At 70.5% G+C, this 13,842-nt stretch carries 14 protein-coding genes; 6 read left to right on the forward strand and 8 right to left on the reverse strand.

Going from position 1 to position 13,842, the window contains the following annotated elements; all coding sequences use genetic code 11:
• Positions 1-226 precede the first annotated feature (226 nt).
• Complete coding sequence (locus tag ACFVJQ_RS29970; protein ID WP_385513372.1) at positions 227-1,693, forward strand: sensor histidine kinase; 1,467 nt, start codon at positions 227-229, stop codon at positions 1,691-1,693.
• Positions 1,694-1,883: 190 nt separating this feature from the next.
• Here the strand turns inward: ACFVJQ_RS29970 and ACFVJQ_RS29975 are convergent, their stop codons facing one another.
• Both ACFVJQ_RS29975 and ACFVJQ_RS29980 read right to left on the reverse strand, forming a co-directional pair.
• Positions 1,884-2,141, reverse strand: a complete 258-nt coding sequence (locus ACFVJQ_RS29975; RefSeq protein ID WP_003992873.1) for a WhiB family transcriptional regulator — start codon at positions 2,139-2,141, stop codon at positions 1,884-1,886.
• Between the two features lie 318 nt (positions 2,142-2,459).
• On the reverse strand, positions 2,460-3,428 hold the full coding sequence (locus tag ACFVJQ_RS29980) for a diacylglycerol kinase family protein (RefSeq protein ID WP_224737311.1): 969 nt from the start codon (positions 3,426-3,428) through the stop codon (positions 2,460-2,462).
• 229 nt (positions 3,429-3,657) lie between these two features.
• Here ACFVJQ_RS29980 and ACFVJQ_RS29985 point away from each other — a divergent pair, with 229 nt between their 5' ends.
• Positions 3,658-4,110 carry a hypothetical protein gene (locus tag ACFVJQ_RS29985; protein ID WP_385788626.1) on the forward strand — a complete coding sequence of 151 codons (453 nt, stop codon included), beginning with the start codon at positions 3,658-3,660 and terminating at the stop codon, positions 4,108-4,110.
• Positions 4,111-4,113: 3 nt separating this feature from the next.
• Here the strand turns inward: ACFVJQ_RS29985 and ACFVJQ_RS29990 are convergent, their stop codons facing one another.
• The 3 genes from ACFVJQ_RS29990 to ACFVJQ_RS30000 form a co-directional block, all read right to left on the reverse strand.
• On the reverse strand, positions 4,114-5,256 hold the full coding sequence (locus ACFVJQ_RS29990) for an RNA polymerase sigma factor SigF (protein WP_385513370.1): 1,143 nt from the start codon (positions 5,254-5,256) through the stop codon (positions 4,114-4,116).
• A 17-nt stretch (positions 5,257-5,273) separates the two neighbouring features.
• The gene (locus tag ACFVJQ_RS29995) at positions 5,274-5,687 is read right to left on the reverse strand and encodes an anti-sigma regulatory factor (protein WP_129802215.1); all 414 of its coding nucleotides are present in this window, start codon (positions 5,685-5,687) and stop codon (positions 5,274-5,276) included.
• 261 nt (positions 5,688-5,948) lie between these two features.
• Positions 5,949-6,209, reverse strand: coding sequence for a UBP-type zinc finger domain-containing protein (locus ACFVJQ_RS30000; protein ID WP_224737314.1), 261 nt, complete (start codon positions 6,207-6,209; stop codon positions 5,949-5,951).
• A 61-nt stretch (positions 6,210-6,270) separates the two neighbouring features.
• On the opposite strand from ACFVJQ_RS30000, the gene ACFVJQ_RS30005 reads away from it, so the two are divergent.
• Entirely contained in the window at positions 6,271-7,866 is a 1,596-nt protein-coding gene (locus tag ACFVJQ_RS30005) for a Na+/H+ antiporter (protein WP_385513369.1), read from the forward strand.
• Between the two features lie 10 nt (positions 7,867-7,876).
• Here ACFVJQ_RS30005 and ACFVJQ_RS30010 read toward each other — a convergent pair whose 3' ends face one another.
• Positions 7,877-8,785 (reverse strand): 1-aminocyclopropane-1-carboxylate deaminase/D-cysteine desulfhydrase, encoded by a 909-nt coding sequence (locus ACFVJQ_RS30010; protein WP_385788629.1) that lies wholly within the window; start codon positions 8,783-8,785, stop codon positions 7,877-7,879.
• Positions 8,786-8,807: 22 nt separating this feature from the next.
• Positions 8,808-9,398 carry an N-acetylmuramoyl-L-alanine amidase gene (locus ACFVJQ_RS30015; protein ID WP_385788631.1) on the reverse strand — a complete coding sequence of 197 codons (591 nt, stop codon included), beginning with the start codon at positions 9,396-9,398 and terminating at the stop codon, positions 8,808-8,810.
• A gap of 295 nt (positions 9,399-9,693) precedes the next feature.
• On the opposite strand from ACFVJQ_RS30015, the gene ACFVJQ_RS30020 reads away from it, so the two are divergent.
• Together ACFVJQ_RS30020 and ACFVJQ_RS30025 are read left to right on the forward strand one after the other, a co-directional pair.
• Entirely contained in the window at positions 9,694-11,100 is a 1,407-nt protein-coding gene (locus ACFVJQ_RS30020) for a family 2B encapsulin nanocompartment shell protein (RefSeq protein WP_385513366.1), read from the forward strand.
• Between the two features lie 130 nt (positions 11,101-11,230).
• Positions 11,231-12,364 carry a family 2 encapsulin nanocompartment cargo protein polyprenyl transferase gene (locus tag ACFVJQ_RS30025; RefSeq protein WP_385513404.1) on the forward strand — a complete coding sequence of 378 codons (1,134 nt, stop codon included), beginning with the start codon at positions 11,231-11,233 and terminating at the stop codon, positions 12,362-12,364.
• Positions 12,365-12,483: 119 nt separating this feature from the next.
• On the opposite strand, the gene ACFVJQ_RS30030 is transcribed toward ACFVJQ_RS30025, so the two are convergent.
• The gene (locus ACFVJQ_RS30030) at positions 12,484-13,074 is read right to left on the reverse strand and encodes a TetR/AcrR family transcriptional regulator (protein ID WP_385265107.1); all 591 of its coding nucleotides are present in this window, start codon (positions 13,072-13,074) and stop codon (positions 12,484-12,486) included.
• Positions 13,075-13,192: 118 nt separating this feature from the next.
• On the opposite strand from ACFVJQ_RS30030, the gene ACFVJQ_RS30035 reads away from it, so the two are divergent.
• A complete protein-coding gene (locus tag ACFVJQ_RS30035) occupies positions 13,193-13,777 on the forward strand; it encodes a dihydrofolate reductase family protein (protein WP_385788634.1) in 585 nt (194 codons plus the stop codon).
• Positions 13,778-13,842 lie beyond the last annotated feature (65 nt).

The following is a 13,842-nucleotide window of genomic DNA, read 5'->3' on the forward strand; positions in this document are numbered from 1 at the left end:
GGCGGATCGAGGGACCGGAGCTCTCTGCCCTGACTGCCCCGGCTCCTCATCTTCGGCCGACCGGGACCGCACACCCCGCGGCCGATGTTGCTCCGGGCTGCGGTGCCGGGAGGGTTGAGGGTCCCTCTCAGGCGCCGCGGCCCGCGGGTGTTTCACAGCCCCCTGCGGACTCCGGGCGCTTTTAGGACCTGCACAAACCCCCAGGTACGCTCGCAACGTGCCCTCCATGAACGAACTGGTCCGCCAGCACACCGCCCTCGACGACTCCGACCTCGAGTGGCTCCATCTGCTGGTCTCGGAGTGGCAGCTGCTCTCCGACCTCTCCTTCGCCGACCTGGTCCTGTGGGTCCCCACCCGCGACGGCACCCGCTATGTCTCCGTCGCCCAGATGCGGCCCAACACCGGCCCCACCTCCTACCAGGACGACATGGTCGGCCACCTCGTCCCGCGCGGCCGCCGCCCCATGCTGGACGCCGCGCTCGACGAGGGCCGCATCGTGCGCGAGGGCGACCCGGAGTGGCGCGAGGAGGTCCCGGTCCGGGTCGAGTCGATTCCGGTACGACGGGACGGGCGCGTCCTCGGCGTCATCGCCCGCAACACCAACCTCCTCACCGTCCGCACCCCGAGCCGCCTGGAGCTGACCTACCTCCAGAGCGCCTCGGACCTCGCCCAGATGATCGCGGCCGGCGCTTTCCCCTTCGCCAACCAGCAGGTCGACATGGACGCCTCGCCCCGCGTGGGCGACGGACTGATCCGGCTCGACGCGGACGGCATCGTCCAGTACGCCTCCCCGAACGCCCTCTCCGCCTACCACCGCATGGGCCTCGCCGCCGACCTCGTCGGCCATCACCTGGGCCGGACGACCGCCGAACTCGCCCCCTCCCGCGGGCCGGTGGACGAGGCGCTCGCCAAGGTGGCCAGCGGCTGGGCGCCGCGCGAGTTCGAGATCGAGGCCAATGACGGAGTGATCCAGTTCCGCGCGATCCCGCTCAAGCCCAAGGGCACCCGCATCGGTTCGCTGGTCCTGCTCCGGGACGTCACCGAACTGCGGCGCCGTGAGCGGGAGTTGATCACCAAGGACGCGACCATCCGGGAGATCCACCACCGGGTGAAGAACAACCTCCAGACGGTGGCCGCCCTGCTGCGCCTCCAAGCCCGGCGCATCGAATCCGAGCGGGGCCGCGCGGCCCTCGAGGAGGCGGTGCGGCGGGTCGGCTCGATCGCGATCGTGCACGAGACGCTCTCCCAGAACCTGGACGAGCGCGTGGAGTTCGACGAGATCGCCGACCGGGTGCTGGCGATGGTCGCCGAGATCTCGCCGGGCAAGGTCACCGGCCGGCGCACCGGCCGCTTCGGCATCCTCGACGCCGAGGTCGCGACCCCGCTGTCGATGGTGCTGACCGAGGTGCTGCAGAACGCCCTCGAGCACGGCTTCCGCGAGGGCGACACCGGCACGGTAGAGGTCTCGGCCGTCCGCGGCGGTACGACGAAGGAGTCCCGCCTGCTGGTCACCGTCCAGGACGACGGGGTCGGCCTGCCCGAGGGCTTCGACCCGCGCACCTCCGGCAACCTCGGCCTGCAGATCGTACGGACGCTGGTGGAGGGGGAGTTGGGCGGGACGTTCGACATGGTCCCGGCTCCGGAGCGCGGCACGCAGGTGATCCTGGACATCCCGGTGCGGGCGCAGAAGTGATCAGCGCAGCGAAGCGATGAGCTCAGTGACGTGATCAACACAGCAAAAAGCCCCGGACCTTGTGGTCCGAGGCCAGTGCTCGTTGCTGCTGCTAAGCGCATCGGGGGTACTGCGCGCTGCGGCTCGGGGGCGGGAGTTGCGTACTCGCTGTACGCGCCGCCAAGCTCAGGCTGTCAGCGGGGTGGGTGTGTCAGGCGGAGGCCTGACGGGCCCGGTTGCGGGCGGCGCGGCGCTTCATGGCACGGCGCTCGTCCTCGCTGAGACCACCCCAGACGCCGGAGTCCTGGCCGGACTCGAGCGCCCACTGCAGGCACTGCTCGATAACCGGGCAGCGACGGCAGACGGCCTTGGCTTCCTCGATCTGCAGCAGCGCAGGACCGGTGTTGCCGATGGGGAAGAAGAGCTCGGGGTCTTCCTCGCGGCAAACGGCGTTGTGACGCCAGTCCATGGCTGCTACCTCTCCTTGAATTACGTGCAGGTTGCTTGTGAATGTGAACGCTTTCACGAATCCCTCAACAAGTGAAGGGCCGACCGCCAGGTTCCCTGGCGTGGTCCTGTGGTTTGAAGAGGGGTTCCGGTGATCTGTCGAGGCCGGTGTTGCGGGCCGTCCCGATCGCCATGTAGAGACTCGCAAACCTCGGCGGCGGATACAACCCCTTCCGGAAAGTTTTTTTTGATTCCTCGGTGTCGACTAGGTCACAGCCGTACTTCCATGGGGTGGACCCTGGCCTAAACGTTCGAGTGAAAGGACTTTAGCCCCTTCTGCTCACACAATCACACGCAGTGCACGGCGTACGCCTGTGAACGTCACGCTGGTACGCAGTCCCAAGTGGTCGCCGTCCATCTGAAGGGGCAGCGGCGCCTTCGAATGCAAGGTGAACTCACTCAGGTCGTGCAGGGACACGGCGTGCTTGCCATGGGGTCCGCGCTCGGGGGACGAAGTGAGCAACTGGGTGCCATACCGGGCAACCGCGGCCGTGGACATACGGCTGAGGCCGAACACGTCGAGTCCGGTGTCGAACGAGGCCTTAGGCGACGCGTACATCGGGCGATTGCCGAGAAACGTCCAGGGGGCCGTGTTGGACGCTATGCACAGGAGCAGATCCGTCACGGCGTCCTCGCCGGCCTGCTCCAGCGTGATCGTGCCCTTCCGCCGGCTGGGCTCGCCCAGCAGCTGGCGCATCACCTGGCGGACGTAGAGGGCGTGGGTCGACTTCTTGCCGCGCTCGCGCTGCTGCTCGACCCGCCCGACCACCCCCGCGTCGAAGCCGAGCCCCGCGTTGAAGGTGAACCAGCGGGACGGCACCGCCTCGTCCTCGGTGCCGGGCGGGCCCGAGGTCAGCCCCAGTCCGACGGTCCGCTCGCTGCCCTGGCGCAGGGCGTCCAGCAGGGCGCCGGTGGCCTCGACGGCGTCGTTGGGCAGGCCCAGGGCGCGGGCGAAGACGTTGGTCGAACCGCCGGGGACCACGGCGAGGCCCGGGAGGTGGTCCGGAGCGGGGCCGGCGTGCAGGAGGCCGTTGACGACCTCGTTGACCGTGCCGTCGCCGCCGAGGGCCACGACGAGGTCGATGTCGTCGCTCTCCGCCGCCTGCCGGCCCAGGTCGCGCGCATGCCCGCGGTACTCGGTGGTGACGGCCTCCAGCTTCATCTCGCTGGCGAGTGCGTGGATCAGGACATCGCGCGTACGTGCGCTTGTGGTGGTTGCCGCCGGATTGACCACGAGAAGTGCACGCATGACTGGCAGGGTACCTACTGGGGGGTACCGGGCCCAGACCGGATGGGGGATCCAGCGGGAGATCGAGGCGTGAGCCTGGCCACGGCGGCTTTCTGCCGCGGCCGTGACTCCGCCTCGGGCGGTCGCTCCGGCGCGGGCGGTACGCCGCGGCCCTCAGCCTCCGTCCCCCCTCCTCGCCGCTCCCGAGCCTCCACGCGGGGCCCTCCGGGGCGAGGGCTACCCTTCAGGGGTGAGCTCTGCGCAGAACCCCGCGTCCGAAGCCGCCGAAGAGGCGAGTCCCCGTCCCGTCCGGCTGACCGCAGCCGCGGCGCTGACCGCGCTGGAGGGGCTCGCGCTGGTGGTCGGCGGTGCCTGGGTCGCCGTACTCGGGCTCACCGGGCACCCGGACGACCGGCAGCAGGCCGTGACCGGGGGCGTCACCCTGATCGTGCTCGCGCTGCTGCCGCTGCTCGCCGCCCGGGGTCTGCTGGGCCGACGCAGCTGGAGCCGCGGCCCGGCACTGATCACACAGATCATCGCGCTGCCCGTGGCCTACAACCTGCTCCAGGCCGACAGCATGGCCATCCCGGCGGGCATCGCGCTGGCGGTCGTCGCCGTAGCGGCGCTCGTCCTGCTGGTCAACGCCGAGACGACCCGGGCCCTCGGGATCCGGGGGCCCGGCAACGCGCAGGACCAGAAGTAGCCGCTACTCCTCCACGAGCAGCTTCTCCCGCAGCTGCGCCAGCGTCCGCGCCAGCAGCCGCGACACGTGCATCTGCGAGATGCCGACCTCCTGCGCGATCTGCGACTGGGTCATGTTGCCGAAGAAGCGGAGCAGCAGGATCCGCTTCTCGCGGGGCGGAAGGTCCTCCAGCAGCGGCTTGAGCGACTCCCGGTACTCGACGCCCTCCAGCGCCTCGTCCTCCGCGCCGAGCGTGTCGGCGACGGCCGGAGACTCGTCGTCCGTGTCGGGGACGTCCAGGGACAGCGTGGAGTACGCGTTGGCGGACTCCAGGCCCTCCAGGACCTCCTCCTCCGAGATGGACAGCTTCTCGGCGAGCTCGTGGACCGTGGGGGAGCGGCCGTGCAGCTGCGAGAGCTCGGCCGTCGCGGTGGTCAGCGACAGTCGCAGCTCCTGCAGCCGGCGCGGGACGCGCACGGCCCAGCCCTTGTCGCGGAAGTGCCGCTTGATCTCGCCGACGACCGTCGGGGTCGCATACGTGGAGAACTCGACACCGCGGTCCGGGTCGAAGCGGTCGACCGACTTGATCAGGCCGATGGTGGCGACCTGGGTGAGGTCGTCCAGCGGCTCGCCCCGGTTGCGGAAGCGGCGCGCGAGGTGCTCGACGAGCGGCAGGTGCATACGGACCAGCTGGTTGCGCAGTTCCGCGTACTCCGGGCTGCCCTCCTTCAGTTTGCGCAGCTCGACGAACATGGCGCGCGCCCCGCTGCGGTCCTGAGGGTCGTGCTGCGTGGCCTGAGTGGTCTGCGCGCCCTGTGTGGCCGGCGCATCATGCTCGGAGTATCGCTCGTGCTCGCTCATCGTCCCGCCCGTCGCCCTTCCCCGAGCCCTCGCCTCCTCCCCCACTCTCGACTTCCCTCGAGTGGGGGGACCCCCATGGGCAGGGGGCACCCCGATCCGCCGTTCCAGAGGCGCGCTCTGCACGGCACCTTCCTGAGCCCGCTGCCCCTCGCCCGGGAAGCCGGCCTCCGCCGTGTCGTCGGAGTCGTCCTCCGGATGCGGCCGGGCCTGCTCAGGGATGCCGTCGATGCCGTCCATGCGTCGGGAACCGCCGGGACCGCTGTCCTCGGTCGGCAGCTCCCGTGTGCTGCGCTCTTCGTCCCGCACCGGCCCGTCCCCGTCCCTCACGTCGGCCCGGGTCCCGCGCCGCGCTGTTTGTAGAGGCTGATCGAAACGGTTTTGTCGTCGTCCACGGCGGAGGAGACCTTGCCCGCCAGGGCGGACAGGACGGTCCAGGCGAAGGTGTCCCGCGAGGGAGCGTGACCGTCCGTGGTCGGCGCCGAGACGGTGACCTCGAGCGAGTCGTCGACGAGCCGGAAGACACAACTGAGCACCGAGCCGGGCACGGCCTGCTGGAGCAGAATCGCGCAGGCCTCGTCGACCGCGATGCGCAGGTCCTCGATCTCGTCGAGGGTGAAGTCCAAACGGGCTGCGAGGCCGGCCGTGGCCGTCCGCAGCACCGACAGGTAGGCACCCGCAGCCGGCAGCCGGACTTCCACGAAGTCCTGGGTCGCGGGCTCGCCTGCGATCTGGGACACCCTCACCTCCAAGGTGGTACAAGCTTTACGGGGCCGAGGGTCGCCCCTCGGGGTAACGCGATGTGTGGTTCAGCGGTGACGCTACCGCGCTCCCCAGTGTCCTGTCCCCGGGACCCCGCCCCTTGCTGTCACTCATAGTAAACACATGAATACGCACAGTGGCTAGAGGGCGGGCGGCCCCAATTGGGAAGAGCGCGCGCCGGGTTGACGTACCCAGACGTCAGACGGTCGAACCGTCCGGTTCCGGGTCGTCGGCGCACCTCATGCGAGGACGTGGTCGACGAAGCACCACCGCCAGCTCTCGCCGGGTTCGAAGGTCCGCATCACCGGGTGACCGGACGTGTTGTGGTGCTCCGTCGCGTGCCGACCCGGCGAGGAGTCGCAGCAGCCGACGTGACCGCAGGTGAGGCACAGCCGCAGCTGCACCGGATGCGTGCCGTCCGCCAGGCACTCCGGGCAGGTCTCGGTCAGGGGACCGGGCTCCGGGTGCGGCAGCGCGTCGACATGCGTGCACTGTTTCATGATTGCCAGGTTACGACGGCTGTGCGGAAGACCGCGCGGAAAATGAGGGCGGGCGAAATCCATGGACGTGATGCCACTGTTGCTGCTGGTGGCGGGCAGCGCCGCGATCGCGGCGGCCGGACGGCGCACCCCCGTACCGGCGCCGCTGTTGCTGGTGGCGGTCGGGCTGGCGGTGTCGTATGTCCCAGGGGTCCCGGAATACGCCCTGGACCCGCATGTCGTCCTGCCCCTCATCCTGCCGCCCCTGCTGCACACCGCGGCCACCGACAGCTCCTACCTCGACCTGCGGGCGCAGCTGCGGCCCGTCGCGCTGCTGTCGGTGGGGTATGTGCTCTTCGCGACCTTCGCCGTCGGCTGGGCCGCCTATCTGATCGTGCCGGGCCTGCCGCTGACCGCGGCCCTGGTGCTGGGCGCGGTGGTGGCGCCGCCGGACGCCGTCGCGGCCACGGCGATCGCGCGCCGGGTGGGACTGCCCTCCCGGATCACGACGATCCTGCAGGGCGAGTCCCTGGTGAACGACGCCACCGCGATCACCGCCTACCGCGTGGCTCTCGCGGCCGCGGTCGGCGAGGGTGCCACCTGGGCCGGTGGAATCGGCGAGTTCCTGCTCGCGGCGATCGGCGGCATCGGCGTCGGACTGGTGCTGATGGTGCCGATCCACTGGCTGCGCACCCACCTGAAGGAGCCGCTGCTCCAGAACACCCTCTCCCTGCTGATCCCGTTCGTCGCGTACGCCGTCGCCGAGCAGGTGCATGCCTCCGGTGTCCTCGCGGTCGTCGTGGTCGCCCTCTACCTCGGACACCGCGCGTGGGAGGTCGATTTCGCCACCCGGCTCCAGGAGACGGCGGTGTGGAAGATGGTTGCCTTTGTTCTGGAATCAACGGTTTTCGCGCTCATCGGACTGCAGCTGCCGGTGGTCCTCAGGGGGCTCGGGGAGTACGAGGGTCTGGACGCCGCCTGGTATGCGGTCGCCGTCTTCCTGGTCGTCGTCGTGACCCGGTTCGTGTGGGTGTATCCGGCGACCTACCTGCCCGGCATACTGTCGGCGCGCATCCGGGAACGGGAGGGGAGTCCGAGCGGGAAGAGCGCGTTCATCGTCTCCTGGGCCGGTATGCGGGGCGTGGTCTCGCTCGCCATCGCCTTCTCGATTCCGCAGACCCTGAACGGCGGGGAGCCCTTCCCCGGCCGCAACCTGATCCTCTTCCTCACCTTCACGACAGTGATCGGCACGCTCGTCATCCAGGGCCTCACCCTCCCCCCGATCATCCGGCTCCTCAGGCTGCCCGGCCGCGACCTCCAGGCCGAGACGCTCGCCGAGGCCAATGCCCAGGCGCAGGCCTCCCGGGCCGCCGAGCGCCGCCTGGACGAGCTCCTCTCCGACGAACGCAACGCGCTGCCCGGGCCGCTCGCCGACCGCCTGCGCTCGGTCCTGGAGCGCCGCCGCAACGCCGTCTGGGAGCGCCTCGGCCAGCCCAACCCCGTCACCGGCGAGACCGCCGACGACACCTACCGCCGTCTCGCCCGCGAAATGATCAGTGCCGAGCGCGAGGTCTTCGTGAAACTCCGCGACGGCCGTTACATCGACGACGAGATGCTCCGCACCCTGCTGCGCCGACTGGACCTCGAGGAGGCGGCAGCCTATCGGGAGGCAACCTAGCGGGGGCCGTTCAGGGGAACGGCCGGCCGGTGATCACCGCCGCCAGCGTCGTCCCGCGCGGGAACGCGCCCTCCTGCGCCAGGGCGATGAGTCCGTACAGCATCTTGGCGACATAGAGACGTTCGACGGGCAGTCCGTGGCGGCTTTCGAAGTCGTCGGCGAAGGAGTGGAGTTCGGGGGTGGTGCGGGCGTAGCCGCCGAAGTGGAAGCGGTCGTCCAGCTGCCAGTCGCCGCGCGGGCCGCCGAAGGCCGCTTCCTGGAGGGAGCGTATGTCGGCGGTGAGGAAGCCACCCTTGAGGACCGGAAAGCCCAGTGCACGCTGACCGGGGGCCAGTCCCGCCGCGAGGCCGGCCAGGGTGCCGCCGGTTCCGCAGGCAAGGGCGACGACGTCGGCCCGGCCGTGCAGCTCCTCGCCGAGGGCCCGGCAGCCGCGTACGGCGAGGGGGCTGCTGCCGCCCTCGGGGACGACGTACGCGTCCTCGGCGCCGGCGGCGCGCAGGACGGCGGCGAGGGTCTCCGGGTCGGTCTTGTGGCGATACGTCGACCTGTCGACGAAGTGCAGACGCATGCCGTCGGCCGCGCACCGGGCCAGGGAGGAGTTGAGGGGGCGATCGGACAGTTCCTGGCCGCGGACCACGCCGATGGTGGGCAGGCCGAGAAGACGGCCCGCGGCGGCGGTGGCGCGCAGATGGTTGGAGTAGGCGCCGCCGAAGGTGAGGATCGGGCGGCCCGCCGTCGCGGTGAGGTGGGGCGCGAGTTTGCGCCACTTGTTGCCGATGAGGTCGGGGTGGATCAGGTCGTCGCGCTTGAGGAGGAGGCGGACGCCCCGCCGGGTGAGGCGGTCGTCGTTCACTTCCTGCACGGGGGAGGGGAGCCGCGGGTGCAGGACGGCGAGGTCGGGGGCGTCGGGGCCGGTCACCCGGCCATTGTCGCCCGGTGTCCTATTTCAGCCGGTCGCGGATGCGCTCCCGCATCGACGCCATCGTGAATCCGCGCGGATCCACCTTCCCCGGCTGCCACTCGAGGTGGCCGATGACCGACCGCTCGTTCCAGCCGTGATGCCGGCACACCGCGGCGGCCGCCCGCTCGATGGCCTCCAGCTGCACCGCGGGCCAGGGATCCTCGCCGTCGCCGAGGTTCTCGCACTCGAAGCCGTAGAAGTGGCGGTTGCCGTCGGTGTTCGCCTCGTTGTCCGGCGGGAGCGCCCGCTCCGCGATCACCGCGCGCAGGACGTCGTCGTCGCCCAGGCCGGCGTGGTTGGCGCGGCCGTAGCCGACCAGATGGACGGTGCCGTCCTTGGTGATGACGCCGTGGCACAGCGGCCCCGGCAGGCCCGCGTAGCCGTCTCGGCAGAGCCCCACGGTCCGCTCGCTGCCCCGGGTCACCGTGTGATGGATCATCACGCCGTGGACGGGTCCCCAGGGGCCCTTGTGGTTGCGGTTGTGATGTCTCCAGTCGCCCACTTCGACGACCGTGACGCCCTCCGCGCGCAGGCACTGCAGAAACCTGTCCGCGGACATCGGTGAGGACATGGGCGCCTCCTTCGGCGCGGTGCGACGACCGCCCGTCGCGGCCGCTCATACCGCTGCTTGTACCGAAGCGACGGCAAGCGGAACCACTCGTTCGCACAGCGTGCGAGCGGATTCGGTCAGCGCCGCGGGCAGTGTGCCCCGCTCGAGGGGATCCCCATTTTTGCCCGCCCGGCAATGATCCATTCCCGCTCTTTCGGGTAATGGCACGAGCACACTGCGTGATGAAAGTGTTGCTCGCGGAGATCGGTGCCCGGCGCAGACCGCTGCCGGGGCATGACCGGGAGGGCAATTCCTTATGTCGGTAGGCGAAGAGGTCCGCACGGAGCAGACCAGGCCGCAGCAGAGCCTCGGTACGGCGGCCGCGCGGAACCTGGCCACCACGACCAAGTCCGTACCCCAGATGCAGGAGATCAGCTCGCGCTGGCTGCTGCGCATGCTGCCGTGGGTGGACGTGCAGGGCGGCACGTACCGGGTGAACCGGCGGTTGAGTTACGCGGTGGGCGACGGACGCATCACCTTCGTGCAGACCGGCGACCGCGTCGAGGTGATCCCCGCGGAGCTGGGCGAGTTGCCGGCGCTGCGGGCGTACGAGGACGAGGAGGTCCTGGCGGATCTGGCCCGGCGCTGTGTGCAGCGCGAGATCGCCGCGGGGGAGGTGATCGCCGGCTTCGGCAACCAGACCGACGAGGTGTACCTGCTGGCGCACGGCAGGGTGGAGAAGATCGGCACGGGCCCGTACGGCGAGGACGAGAGCCTCGGCGTCCTCGCCGACGGGGCGTACCTCGGCGACCAGGCGCTGCTCGACCCGGACGCCATCTGGGAGTACACGGCCCGCGCGATCACGGCCTGCACGGTGCTCGTCCTGTCCCGGCGGGACGTCGAGCAGGTCGCGGAGCGCGCCGACTCGCTGCGCGAGCACCTCCGGCAGCGGCGGGCGATCCCGCAGCAGCGCACCAACAAGTACGGCGAGAAGGAGATCGACCTGGCCGCCGGTCACTCCGGCGAGCCGGACATCCCGCACACCTTCGTCGACTACGAGGCCCGGCCCCGCGAGTACGAACTGAGCGTTGCCCAGACCGTGTTGCGCATCCACACGCGCGTGGCCGACCTCTACAACCAGCCGATGAACCAGACCGAGCAGCAACTGAGGCTCACCGTGGAGGCGTTGAAAGAACGCCAGGAGCACGAGCTGGTCAACAACCGCGAGTTCGGTCTGCTGCACAACTGCGAGTACGACCAGCGGATCCAGCCGCACGACGGCGTGCCCGGCCCCGACGACCTGGACGAGCTGCTCAGCCGGCGCCGCGGCACCAAGATGTTCCTCGCCCACCCGCGCGCGATCGCCGCGTTCGGCCGTGAGCTCAACAAGCGGGGACTGGTGCCGGAGACGATCGACGTCGGCGGCAACCGCATCCCCACCTGGCGCGGTGTCCCCATCTACCCCTGCAACAAGATCCCGGTCACCGAGGCCCGGACGAGCTCCATCATCGCCATGCGTCTCGGCGAGGCCGACCAGGGCGTCATCGGTCTGCGGCAGTCCGGCCTGCCGGACGAGATCGAGCCGAGCCTGTCGGTGCGGTTCATGGGCATCAACGAACAGGCGATCATCAAGTACCTGGTGACGGCCTACTACTCGGCGGCGGTTCTCGTCCCGGACGCGCTCGGCGTACTGGAGAACGTCGAGATCGGCCGCTGGCGGTGACCCAGCCCGCAGACACGTCGTGTCCCCGCCCGTCAGGGCGGGTACACCTCCGGGTATGCGTCCGACCGGAACGGAAGCGCCACCGTCCGCGGACTCTCCGAGGGGGGATCCCGGTTCCATGACCGAGTCCATGACCGAGTCCACGACCGCGTCCTTGGCGGAGGCCGATCAGCGGCCCGCCGGGGCGCTCGAGAGAGGGAGTTCCATCGCGACCGACACGGACAGCCGGCCGGGGCCGTTCGACGGCCACGAGGCCGTGGCGATCCTGGAGCGTGCGCGGGCGTCGGTCGACCCCGAACTGCGCGCGGCGATCGAGTCGCTGCCCGGCTCGATGCGCCGGATCGCGCGCTATCACTTCGGCTGGGAGCACGCCGACGGCACACCCGCGGCGGGCAACGCGGGCAAGGCGATCCGCCCGGCGCTGGTTCTGACGACGGCCGCCGCGCTCGGCGGACCCGGGGCACGGGCGGCGGCCGTACGGGCGGCCGCGGCGGTGGAACTTGTCCACAACTTCACGCTGCTGCACGACGACGTGATGGACCGGGACACCACGCGCAGGCACCGGCCCACCGCCTGGACGGTGTTCGGCGACACCGACGCGATCCTCGCCGGGGACGCACTCCAGGCGCTGGCCCTGCGGCTGCTCGCGGAGGATCCGCACCCGGCGTCCGCGGCCGCCGCCGCCCGGCTCGCGGCCTGCGTCGTGGAGCTGTGCGAGGGCCAGCAGGCCGACACGGCGATGGAGGGCCGCGGCCCTGCGGAGGTCACCCTCGGCGAGGTGCTCGCCATGGCCGAGGCCAAGACGGGGGCGCTGCTGGGCTGCGCCTGCGCCCTGGGCGCGCTGTACGCCGGGGCGTCGGCGGCCGATGCCGAGGCCGTGGATGCGTTCGGCCGTGAGGCCGGGCTCGCCTTCCAGCTCATCGACGACGTCATCGGCATATGGGGCGACCCGAGCCGCACCGGCAAACCGGCCGGCGCGGACCTCGCCGCCCGCAAGAAGTCACTGCCGGTGGTCGCCGCGCTGACCTCCGGCACACCGGCCGCCGTCGAACTCGCCGAGCTGTACGAAGTCCCGTACGACGGCGGGGACCTGGAGCCGACGGTGCTGGCCGTGGAGCGGGCCGGCGGACGCGACTGGGCGCAGGGTCAGGCGTCCGACCGGATGGCGCGGGCGATGCAGGAACTGTCCCGCGCGATCCCGGACCCGGAGGCGGCGGGCGGCCTGCTCGCCCTCGCGGAGTTCGTGACGCGGCGGACCAGCTGAGCGCCCGAACCGGACCCCGGAGCCACCGGGGCGTGCGGCTCCTGACCCCGCACGCCCCGGTCGGCTCCGGCCCCGGCCGATAGGCTCCAACTGCCCATGCGGTGCGAGCCGCTGAGCCGTCAGTCCTCCGGCACCACCACCCGTACGATCCGCTCCACCAACCCTTCCGGCACTCCCACTCCCGGCAGTACGCCCTCCAGTACTCCCGGCAGGGTGAGGTGCTCGATGATCAGGCCGAGCATCGCGAGATAGAGCACGGCGACGGTCTCGTCACCGCCGGGCAGCCCGGCCTCGCGGTGGAACCGCATGCCGTCCTCCAGGTCCCCGCGCACCGACTTGGTGTACGACTCGCGCAGGCCGGGGCGCCGGGTGGCTTCGAGGCGTAGCTCCAGGAGGGCCAGGTAGCCGGTGCGGTCGCGGGTCACGCGGTTGATCAGGTCGTGCATGAGGGCGACGACCAGGGCGCGGTCCTTCGGCGCCTTCATCAGCTCGTCGAGCACGTCGGGGTCGGGGGCGAGGCGCAGGTGCAGCCGGTCGTCGATCTGGCGCAGCAGGTCGTCCCGGGCGGTGAAGTAGTTGGAGGCGGTGCCCACGGGCACCCCCGCCTCGGCGTCCACCGCCCGGAACGTCAGCCCGCGTGCCCCCTCTCGCGCCAGTACCTCGATCCCGGCGTCGACCAGGGCCGCCCGGCGCTCCGGATTGCCGGCCATACGGAATCCCCTCTCCCACTTGAGCCATGTCTCGAAAACACCCTTGCAACCACTACATTCGAAGTACTACAACTGAAGTGGTCAAGCGAACGAACGCAGCCTACGAAAAGAGACCAGCTTGCGAAAGCTCGTGTACTACATCGCCTGCTCGATCGACGGCTTCATCGGCGACCCGAGCGGCGACGCCTCCTCCATGCTGTCCCTCCTCGGCCCGGAGGTCCTCGAGTACCTCACGACGGAATACCCGGACACCCTGCCGACCCACAGCCGCCGCCCCCTCGGCATCGACGACCTGCCGAACCAGCGGTTCGACACCATCGTCCAGGGCCGCAGCAGCTACGACCTGGCGCTGAAGGAGGGCATCACCAGCCCGTACGCCCATCTGCGCGAGTACGTCGCCTCGCGCACCCTGAAGGAGTCACCCGACCCCAACGTCGAGATCATCGCCGAGGACCTGGTCGGCAAGATCCGCGAACTGAAGGCCGAGGACAGCGAGTTCGACATCTACCTGTGCGGCGGCTCGCAGCTCGCGGGCGAGCTGATCGACGAGATCGACGAACTGGTCGTCAAGACGTACCCGATCGTGCTGGGCAGCGGCATGCCGATGTTCGGCTCCGGCACCGCCGTCCACGAGTTCACCCTGGAGTCGACGCGCACGTTCGGCAACGGAGTTCTGGCGAGGACGTACAGCAGGAAGCGCTGAGCCGCCGTCCGCCCTACCCTGAGGACATGGACAGCGAAAAAGTCTGTCCCGTCTGCGGACAGCCA

The organism is Streptomyces sp. NPDC127197, from assembly GCF_042672405.1.
GTDB lineage: Bacteria > Actinomycetota > Actinomycetes > Streptomycetales > Streptomycetaceae > Streptomyces > Streptomyces flavusporus.